Origin of the sequence: Mesorhizobium sp. M0621 (assembly GCF_040320745.1) — a bacterium.
In the GTDB taxonomy this organism is placed as follows: domain Bacteria; phylum Pseudomonadota; class Alphaproteobacteria; order Rhizobiales; family Rhizobiaceae; genus Mesorhizobium.
On sequence record NZ_JAMYQF010000104.1, the window covers coordinates 1 to 8435 of the forward strand.

Consider the following 8435-nt stretch of genomic DNA (forward strand, 5'->3'; position numbering starts at 1 on the left):
CCGAATGCGAAGACCTATCGCAAAATCCCGATCGACGAACAATGCGAGGTTCTGAGTGCGATCGGCGACGTAGCGCTGGGCGACAATGGCAAGCCCAGCCTGCACGTCCACGCGGTGCTCGGACTGAGCGACGGCACCACCCGGGGTGGACATCTGCTCGACGGCATCGTTCGGCCAACGCTTGAAATCACCTTGGTGGAAGCGCCCGGTCACCTGCGCCGCCGCAAGCGTCCCGGATGACTGGCGACATCAGGTCCAGTGCGAGAGAACCATCTCCATCTCGACCGTTTCGACCTGCTGCGCAAATCGCTGGTGATAAACGGTCAGCAGCGCGTCATGCGTCGCGTCGGAAGAACTGCACAGCGCGTCCGTAACGAGAACCACGCGATACCCGAAATCGATTGCTCCGAGCACCGTGGCCAGAACGCACACGTCGGTTTCGCCGCCAGTGATGACCAGCGTGTCGATATCGCGCTCCGTCAGAAAAGCCCTGAGCCGGCCCTCAAACCAGGGCGAGTAGATGTGCTTGTCGATGACCGCGGCCGGCGGGCAGTAAGCGGCCAATGCCGGCAACAGTTCGACCATTTCGTCGCCGATACTTTCGATCGTCATCGAGGTCCAGCGCTCATAGTAGCGTTTCCATGTGCCGACACCTTGCCCCGGCTTCTGGGCAGGCAGGAAGCGCGTGAAGACCGTCTGCTGTGCCTTCCTTTCGACCAAGCTCTCGATGCGGGGCAGGACGCGAGTGATCCAGGGGGTTGCCCATTGTGACGGCTCGGCAAACAGCCGCTGCATGTCAACACAGACATGCATACAGCGGTCGCCCAGAGGCCCGTATGTCAAACCCGGCATCGACATCAGGAAATCCGTACCCGGTCGGATTCTTTCATGAGCTTTTCCTTGTCGGAGGCATGGATCAGAACGTGCCGTGCCGGCACTCGTTCCTCGTCGCTGCAGGAACCGACATCAGCCATCGACGTTTCCGCCTCATGGATCGACGCCATCAGAAGCACGACCGCACCAGAAGTCGGCACAGCCATGCCCAATACGCGCCGTTCGCCTCACCAGTGGGCTCTACCAGCGTTCCTCGGTGTCGTGATGAGGCAGATCTATTCCGCAGCAAATCCAGCCAAGTCGCTGCGCCGGTTGCAGCGAGGCTTCAAGGCGAGCCGGATCGTCGAAGGGTGCGGACATGCAGGGCGATTTCGCCAGGCGTGGGTCATAGGAAAGACTGAGAACGGATCCGCAGCCGCTTCGAAGAAATCCTTGCGGCAAGGACCAATACCCTCGGCGGCGAGCTGGTTTCCAGAACCGCGTCAGTGGGTAACTGAACAACATCGTCCAAGTCAGCCATAGCCAAATTGCGCACCAGCCTGTGAATAGGTGGCAATGCCGCTCGCATCATCGTCGGAGGCTCCGGTTATCAAGCCCGGCCCGAGGACGGTGAGAAACCGTGATTTGAGTGCCCTCACCCAACCGGAAACATCGGCGTTCAGCGCTCGCTCCTTTGCTGTCGTTTAATCCGGGCATTACAAAGGGCCCGCCGCTCCCTGAGAAGCGACGGGTCGGACATTCGCGTCAGGTGACGCTAGATACGCCCGAGCACGACCAGGATAATGATAATAAGCAGCAGCAGACCAAGACCGCCGCCACCATAATAGCCGGTGCCGTAGAATGGTCCGCCGCCAAGTCCACTAAGGCCGCCAAGCAATGCAATAATCAGAATGATGATGAGAATGGTGCCGAGACTCATGACGTTTCCTCTCCGGTCTGCAGCTTTTCGACGTTGCGCGCCGAGCAATGGCCGCTTGCTTAATATAAACTCGCCACAAGCCTTCTTGTTCCCGGACGAGACCTGCCGGTTTGACTATTGGTTATTGGCAGTTTCATCATGCCTGGAACTAAGGTCGTTGGAAACGGTCGTTCGAACTGCAGAGCAAGGATCAATTCGCCCCGCAACCATTCGAGTACCTCCGCGCTTGCGGACGTCACGCGCCAGACGTGTTTCTGACATCGTGGCAATCAACAGGCGCTTGATACGGCTCGCGAAACGGGCGACCGCTGAGGCCCTTTTCGTGTTATGATGGCTTGGATGGCGCGTAATCTCGACCTCGGCACTATGGTAGAGGCCGAAAGCCATTTTGCCTGGCGCAAGAAGTTATGCGCCCAAGCACGGGCTCAACCCCAAAGCGCATGTCGTGCTGCCTTTTCTTGAGTGATCCGGGCGAGGAGGTTGTCCATGTCTACGAGTAGTGTCGACCGTCCGCTGCAGTCGGGCGACCGGGTCCCGAATATTGTGCTCGACGCGATCTCGCGCGATGGCAAAATCTCGCTCGACGATTTTCGAGGCCGTAGCCCGTTACTGGTCGGATTGTTTCGAGGCCTGCACTGTCCATTCTGCCGGCGCCATGTCGCGGCGATGGCGCAGCTCAATCCGGCCCTGAAGGAGAAAGGCGTAGAATGTCTCGCAGTGGTCAAGACCCCAGTCGAACGTGCGCGGCTCTACTTCCGTTACCATCCGCTACCCGGCCTTCTTAGCGCATCCGACCCGGCGGGCGCTTCACACCGCGCCTTCGGTTTGCCCATTCTCAAGCTCACGGAGAATGAAACCGAGTGGCCCCACAAGCTCGGAATGGATGCGGTCATGACAATGCGGATCGATCTGCCGGGGGAGCTGCCCGAGCCGATGAACCCGGCTGCGGCGGGCGACTTTCTTGAGAAAAAGGACGGGTACGAAATTGCGGAGGCCGACCAGCAGATTATGATCGCCGGTCACATGCCACTTATCGGCGAGTTCTTGCTCGATCGGGAAGGCGTGGTGCGCTGGAGCTTCACGGAAGCTGGAGAGGAAGGCCAGAATGTATGCCGGGCTCCAAATCCCAAAGAATTGATGTCGGCAGCGTCCCAAGTTGCATATTAATGAGCTGATGAAAAACTCGCTCGACAATCACCGTTCTGTGGTGATTCTGTGGATGCACGGGCGCGGAGGGCTAAGGTCTGCCCTTAGGGTCGAATTGGCGTACGTCCTGAGGTTTCGCGGTTTCGACCTTACGGTCCTTGGCTTCGGCATAGCCGATGCTGATCGCGAGGACAGCTATAGCTATGAGAGTCGGCTTGCGCGCCATGCATCAAAGTAGCACCGACCCATGTTGAATTTCATCCATCGATTGGATAACGCGGTATATTAGCTAACGCGTGACAAACGGCCGAAGTCGCTCCTCGGCTGGTAGAGGCCAAGCCCGCGCCTCTGTGGGAGAGCGCGGGCCGATCGGGTGGTGCGTATCCCGATCTTCGGCAGAGATGGGGTGAGCATCCCCGGCCGCAAGCGAGAAACTTTTAGAGATAGCTAATGTTCCATACCCCTGCGATGGAGGCCCGCCGCCCCATTTGCGAAGCGACGGTCACTGCCCAGCCCCTGGGAACTGAGTTCTGGTCGGCACCCGCGCCGTCGGGTCGAGCCCCAGTCGCTAGAATCCACGGGCTAGACTACTAGAACCGAAACACGATCCCGGCCCGCCTGCGATAGCACCGAACGCGCCGGCGACCATGTCGCCAGTAACTACGGCAGACCCTTCTCCAGCCCCGCCGGCGGTGGTGGCGACGGCGATAGTGGCCGTAATCCGGGTCGTAATAAGGGTCGTGGTAGCGCCGATGGTAGACCGGCTCCACTTCCGCCTGAGTACCTTCGTCATCGAAGGTCGGTGAGTCTGGCGGGTCGAGTTCATCGAGAATGCCGCTTTTGGCCGCTCGAACACCTGCCACTGCGTCGATAGGCCGAACCGCGCTTGCAAAGGCCGCTGCCCCTGCAATGCCAAACATTGCTGTCAAGAAGGATCGCCGATCCATAGAAAGCCTCCCGGTGTTACACAGACTCTAATGGTACCAACTCTTAAGGCACGCGGCCGGAAAGGCAGGCCTTGCGCCCGTTACAAATTGAGGATTCGCCAACCGCGGTGCGGCCCGTGAACCCTATCAGCACAGGAAGGGACGTAGCTGCCCCGATCTGCAAATATGTCAGACAAGGTGACGGCGGTCGCGAACAGCGGGGTGAGCAACCAGCGAGCCTGTCTAACACTTCTATCCATCTGTTTTCTCCGAACTTTCCGGAGAAACAATAACCTTGGAAGCAAGCTGTTCCACGCTACATCATGGGTAAGACCATTGCGTTTTAGGCTCAGACTTAAGTCCTACCCGCCCGCCCGACCGAAGCCTCAACCCGGAACATTTGACGTTGCCCCAAGTTCGGTTTGGAGGTCGGCTTGGACGATGTCGTGGTGCGCCAGCCGCCAGGAGAAAATCATGAGCATCTTACGGGCGCCGCTGCGGCGTTGTTGCTCTTCGCTGGTGTCGGCGCGGTCGCTGCTCAGGACGTGATCATCACGCCCGAACAGGATACGGTTATCCATGAGTATGTGAAGAAGCAGCCGTTGGCATCGGTGAAGGTTCCCGACGTGGAACGCAATATCGGCACAGCGCTGCCCGACACAATCGAGTTGCATGAAGTGCCCAACGTCAAATACCGCTATGTCGTGATCGACAATCGGACGGTTCTCGTGGATCTAGGCACTCGCAAGATCATTAAGGTTTACGACTGACCAACCTTTCGGCTGAAGCCCGCCGCCACATGGGCGGCGGACTCGTAGATGAAACTAACCTCGCGAGTGCGCCGCAGTTTGGCGGATTTCAGCCACTAGATTCCAAAGGTGGTTCTCGATCAGGATCAGGGTTGCCAAGGTTCCGGAGACGGCAGCCGCCACCAGAAATCCCATAAGCAGACCGACTAGAATCCCGACGAATCCGGCGCTCGCCCCTTGTTCGTGAAGCTTGTTCCAGCCGGCCACACCGCCGCCAAGCGTTATGATTACCGCCATCCCCGCGTTGAGTGTGGCAAGCATATCCGACAGTGCGCGTGTCATCTTAAATCCCTTATGTGTGCAGACGCGCCACATGGAAGCCCGCCAGCGAGCCCGAAACTTGGCGGATTGGTGTGGCTGTCAAGCAATCCCCCTCCAGCTTGCATTCTCATATCTGCTTGACATGCCACAGGTTCCCAAAAAGGGATTGAATCCCGATTTCTGGCTCCACGTCGCAATCGATAGGTGGGAGCGGGACTATCGGCTCGGAGCTGCCCTTAAGCTCGGACGCCGAGAAGCAAATCCGGACCCATTGAGCGAGACCCGGTCGCGATTGCTTGCCGTTATGGAACAACCCGGCCCGTCCACCGTTCGGGCCATTGGTCGCGAGTGTCCACGCCTGCGCGTTCGAACGTCTGGAAGCGAAGCACCGTTCGCCGCAAGAGCCGGACAAGCCAAGCCCATCAACACGAGAGGAGGTTACGATGCCCAACACCGCCGAGATACTTGTCGATACACTGATCGCATGGGATGTGCGCGTGATCTTCGGTCTTCCGGGAGACGGCATCAACGGGATCATGGAAGCGCTGCGCACCAGACAGGACAAAATCCGTTTTGTTCAGGTGCGGCACGAAGAATCGGCGGCGTTCATGGCGACGGCCTATGCAAAATGGACCGGCAAGCTCGGTGTCTGTCTCGCTACCTCCGGACCGGGGGGCACCCATCTGCTGACCGGGCTCTACGACGCAAAGCTCGACCAGGTGCCGGTCCTCGCCGTAACCGGAATGCAGTTCCATGACCTGATCGAGACCTTCACGCAGCAGGACGTCGATCTGACTCGCGTCTTCAACGACGTCAGTATCTTCAACGCTCATGTCGCCGATGCGGCGCACATGGAAAACGTCGCCGGCCTGGCCTGCCGCTCCGCGCTTGCCGGGCGCGGCGTTTCTCATCTCTCGATAGCAAGCGACGTGCAGGAACAGACATCTGCGAAGCGCTCACCGCGCAATCTTCCAAGGCACACGCCTAACCGATGGTTCGAAGGCAGCAAGCAACCCGACGAAGCCCAACTCGATCTCGCGGCAAACATTCTCAATGCAGCCTCGAAAGTGGCGATCCTTGCCGGGCGTGGCGCTCTTAGTGCCAAGGCGGAACTCGAGAAAACCGCGAGGCTGCTCGCTGCGCCTGTTGCCAAGGCCCTGCTTGGCAAAGCCGTGCTGCCGGACGATCATCCGAACGTCGTCGGCGGCATAGGAATATTGGGAACGCTGGCCTCCCAGGAAATGATGGAGCAATGCGACGCGCTACTGATCGTCGGCTCGACCTTCCCCTACATTGAATATTACCCCAAGCCAGGCAAGGCGCGCGGGGTCCAGGTCGACCGAAATGCGCAGCGCATAGGTCTGCGCCATCCCGTTGAGGCTGGCCTCGTCGGCGATGCAGCTGTCACGCTGCAATTGCTCAATGAAAGGTTGACGCAGAAAACGGACAGGTCATTTCTCGAACAGGCGCAGCAGAGTGTACGGCGCTGGCGCGGCATGATGGCCGAAGCGGAAGGCAAGGACGACATGCCGCTCAAGCCGCAACGCGTGGTGAAGGCATTCGGCGACCGCATGCCGGCCAACGCCATCCTCGCCACCGACTCCGGCCAGAATACCGAACTTACCGCCCGCCACATCGATATCAAGGCGGGTCAGGACTTCGCCGTCTCCGGCTCGCTGGCATCAATGGCCTGCGGATTGCCCTATGCGATCGCGGCCGGCATTGCCTTTCCGGGCCGACCGGTTTTAGCAGTGGTTGGCGACGGCGGCCTCGCCATGCAGCTTGGCGAATTTTCGACGGCGGTGCGCTACAAGATTCCGCTCAAGCTTCTGGTGATCAAGAACAACATGCTCAACCAGATCGCGTGGGAACAGATGATGTTTCTCGGCAACCCCCAATTTGCCTGCGAACTGCAGCCAATCGATTTCGCCATGGCCGCACAGGCAATGGGCGGGATCGGCTACAGCGTTACCCGGCCCGAGGAGGTTGACGGAGTTCTGGATGCAGCTTTCGCAGCCGAAGGTCCGGTGATCATTGAGGCAGTCGTTGACGCCTATGAGCCCATGCTGCCGCCGCGCATGCCCCAGGAGTATCGCAAGAACATGCGCACCGCGCTGAAAGAAACGCCGGGTCGACAGGAGATAGAAACAAACCTCGCCCAGGAGCCTCTGAAGACAATGATGGGCTGACCGAGTGGACCACGTCGCCACTCATTTCCGACGCGCCCGCCTGCCCGACGGGCGCCCTTAGGACCCTTGGCGCTTTTTGAACGCTCTGCGACTGGGGCTGCGAACCATAATCCTTCCAGCGCGTTTTCCTCTCTGCGGCGCTGAAAGGTTCTGGTTCTCGATGAAAACGTCCGGTCAACAACCCAACGCACCTTTGCCGCGCAAAGGCATGCCAAGTCCCAAGCTAGAAGAAGAAGAATTCAAAACACGATATCTGGGCCAGTTTGAAGATCCGGCATTTCGCGGCCTCGACTCCGAATTGTCCAAAATTGCCGAAGTTGCGTGGCAGGCTTATGCCGAGTCCCGTAAGAGCCAATCACCAGGAAAGCCGGAGAGGGATTTACCGATCCTGATTATGAGCTTTCGGTAGACTGGTTGGCGGCGCGCGATGCCATTGAAGCCGCGCAGGCAAGTCATGACGCCCCTTCCAAAAAGCCTCAGATATTGCTCATCAATGCGTCCTCGCGCAGCGAGCATACCTGTCCTGGCGAAATGTCGAAGAGCTACCGGCTGGTCGAACTGTCCCGGGACGCGATCCTGAGCGAAGGCGATTTCGAAATTGAGATATTGGACCTATCCCGCCTCGCTTCGGAATACGGGCGGAAGATCCATCCCTGCAAGGCATGTTTCTCGACCGCGGCTCCGCTGTGCCATTGGCCGTGTTCTTGTTATCCAAACCACTCACTCGGTCAAACGCAGGACTGGATGGCTGAAATCTATCCGATGTGGGTTGCGGCGCATGGGATCATGATCGTCACTCCGGTCAATTGGTATCAAGTGACCTCCCCCCTGAAGCTGATGATGGATCGCCTCGTCTGCGCGGACGGGGGAAACCCGGACCCGACAGCCACCCACGGCAAACACGCAGATGAAGCGAAGGCGATCGAAATGGCCGGATGGAACTATCCGCGCCACCTGCAAGGCCGACTCTTCTCCGTGGTCGTTCATGGTGACGTCGATGGCGTGGAGAATGTCCGACATTCGATATCGGATTGGTTGCGGTTCATGAAACTGGCGCCGGCCGGTCCATTGGCAGAGGTTGACCGCTATATTGGCTACTGGAAGCCCTACGCTACGAGCCATCTTGAGCTGGACACGGACAAAGACATTCAAAACGAGGTCCGAAACGCTGCGAGAACGCTGGCTCAGGCCGTCAACGCCCAGCGCCAAGGCAGTTTTTTTATAGCCGGCAGCGATTTCGTCGACCGTGAACAATGCGGCCCCTAAGCGGCGACCGGCTTGGGCCGGAGTTGGAAGAGAGCGATCAAGAGGGACAAAAAACCCTTCAGCCACCTGAGCAGGAGGGAGAAGT

8 protein-coding genes and 2 pseudogenes are annotated in these 8435 nt (G+C 58.9%); 5 read left to right on the top strand and 5 right to left on the bottom strand.

Translation table 11 applies throughout. The annotated features are described in order from the left end of the window. On the top strand, positions 1-240 hold a 240-nt coding region (locus NKI38_RS32955; RefSeq protein ID WP_352664995.1), incomplete at its 5' end, for a PPC domain-containing DNA-binding protein. 9 nt (positions 241-249) lie between these two features. On the opposite strand, the gene NKI38_RS32960 is transcribed toward NKI38_RS32955, so the two are convergent. The 4 genes and pseudogenes from NKI38_RS32960 to NKI38_RS32975 form a co-directional block, all read right to left on the bottom strand. Beyond that, complete coding sequence (locus NKI38_RS32960) at positions 250-858, bottom strand: cysteine hydrolase family protein (protein ID WP_352664997.1); 609 nt, start codon at positions 856-858, stop codon at positions 250-252. Then, positions 858-1040, bottom strand: coding sequence for a hypothetical protein (locus NKI38_RS32965; RefSeq protein WP_352664999.1), 183 nt, complete (start codon positions 1038-1040; stop codon positions 858-860). Before NKI38_RS32965 ends, NKI38_RS32960 begins: the two co-directional genes overlap by 1 nt. 277 nt (positions 1041-1317) lie before the next feature. After that, positions 1318-1496: pseudogene (locus NKI38_RS32970) on the bottom strand (divalent metal cation transporter); the annotation flags it as partial. A gap of 92 nt (positions 1497-1588) precedes the next feature. Then, complete coding sequence (locus NKI38_RS32975) at positions 1589-1753, bottom strand: DUF3309 family protein (protein ID WP_352665001.1); 165 nt, start codon at positions 1751-1753, stop codon at positions 1589-1591. A gap of 486 nt (positions 1754-2239) precedes the next feature. Between NKI38_RS32975 and NKI38_RS32980 the strand changes: the two genes are divergently transcribed. After that, complete coding sequence (locus tag NKI38_RS32980; RefSeq protein WP_352665003.1) at positions 2240-2920, top strand: peroxiredoxin-like family protein; 681 nt, start codon at positions 2240-2242, stop codon at positions 2918-2920. A gap of 1339 nt (positions 2921-4259) precedes the next feature. Beyond that, positions 4260-4595, top strand: a complete 336-nt coding sequence (locus NKI38_RS32985; protein ID WP_352665005.1) for a DUF1236 domain-containing protein — start codon at positions 4260-4262, stop codon at positions 4593-4595. Between the two features lie 54 nt (positions 4596-4649). Here NKI38_RS32985 and NKI38_RS32990 read toward each other — a convergent pair whose 3' ends face one another. Then, complete coding sequence (locus NKI38_RS32990) at positions 4650-4916, bottom strand: hypothetical protein (protein WP_352665007.1); 267 nt, start codon at positions 4914-4916, stop codon at positions 4650-4652. A gap of 422 nt (positions 4917-5338) precedes the next feature. Here NKI38_RS32990 and NKI38_RS32995 point away from each other — a divergent pair, with 422 nt between their 5' ends. Both NKI38_RS32995 and NKI38_RS33000 read left to right on the top strand, forming a co-directional pair. Next, on the top strand, positions 5339-7084 hold the full coding sequence (locus NKI38_RS32995; RefSeq protein WP_352665009.1) for a thiamine pyrophosphate-dependent enzyme: 1746 nt from the start codon (positions 5339-5341) through the stop codon (positions 7082-7084). 208 nt (positions 7085-7292) lie between these two features. Next, a pseudogene (locus NKI38_RS33000) lies at positions 7293-8350 on the top strand (flavodoxin family protein). Positions 8351-8435 lie beyond the last annotated feature (85 nt).

Excerpts from the sequence above, each read along its gene's own strand:
- NKI38_RS32995 (WP_352665009.1), top strand. The coding sequence starts at position 5,339 with ATGCCCAACACCGCCGAGATACTTGTCGATACACTGATCGCATGGGAT.
- NKI38_RS32990 (WP_352665007.1), bottom strand. The coding sequence starts at position 4,916 with ATGACACGCGCACTGTCGGATATGCTTGCCACACTCAACGCGGGGATG.
- NKI38_RS32965 (WP_352664999.1), bottom strand. The coding sequence starts at position 1,040 with ATGGCTGTGCCGACTTCTGGTGCGGTCGTGCTTCTGATGGCGTCGATC.
- NKI38_RS32975 (WP_352665001.1), bottom strand. The coding sequence starts at position 1,753 with ATGAGTCTCGGCACCATTCTCATCATCATTCTGATTATTGCATTGCTT.
- NKI38_RS32980 (WP_352665003.1), top strand. The coding sequence starts at position 2,240 with ATGTCTACGAGTAGTGTCGACCGTCCGCTGCAGTCGGGCGACCGGGTC.
- NKI38_RS32960 (WP_352664997.1), bottom strand. The coding sequence starts at position 858 with ATGTCGATGCCGGGTTTGACATACGGGCCTCTGGGCGACCGCTGTATG.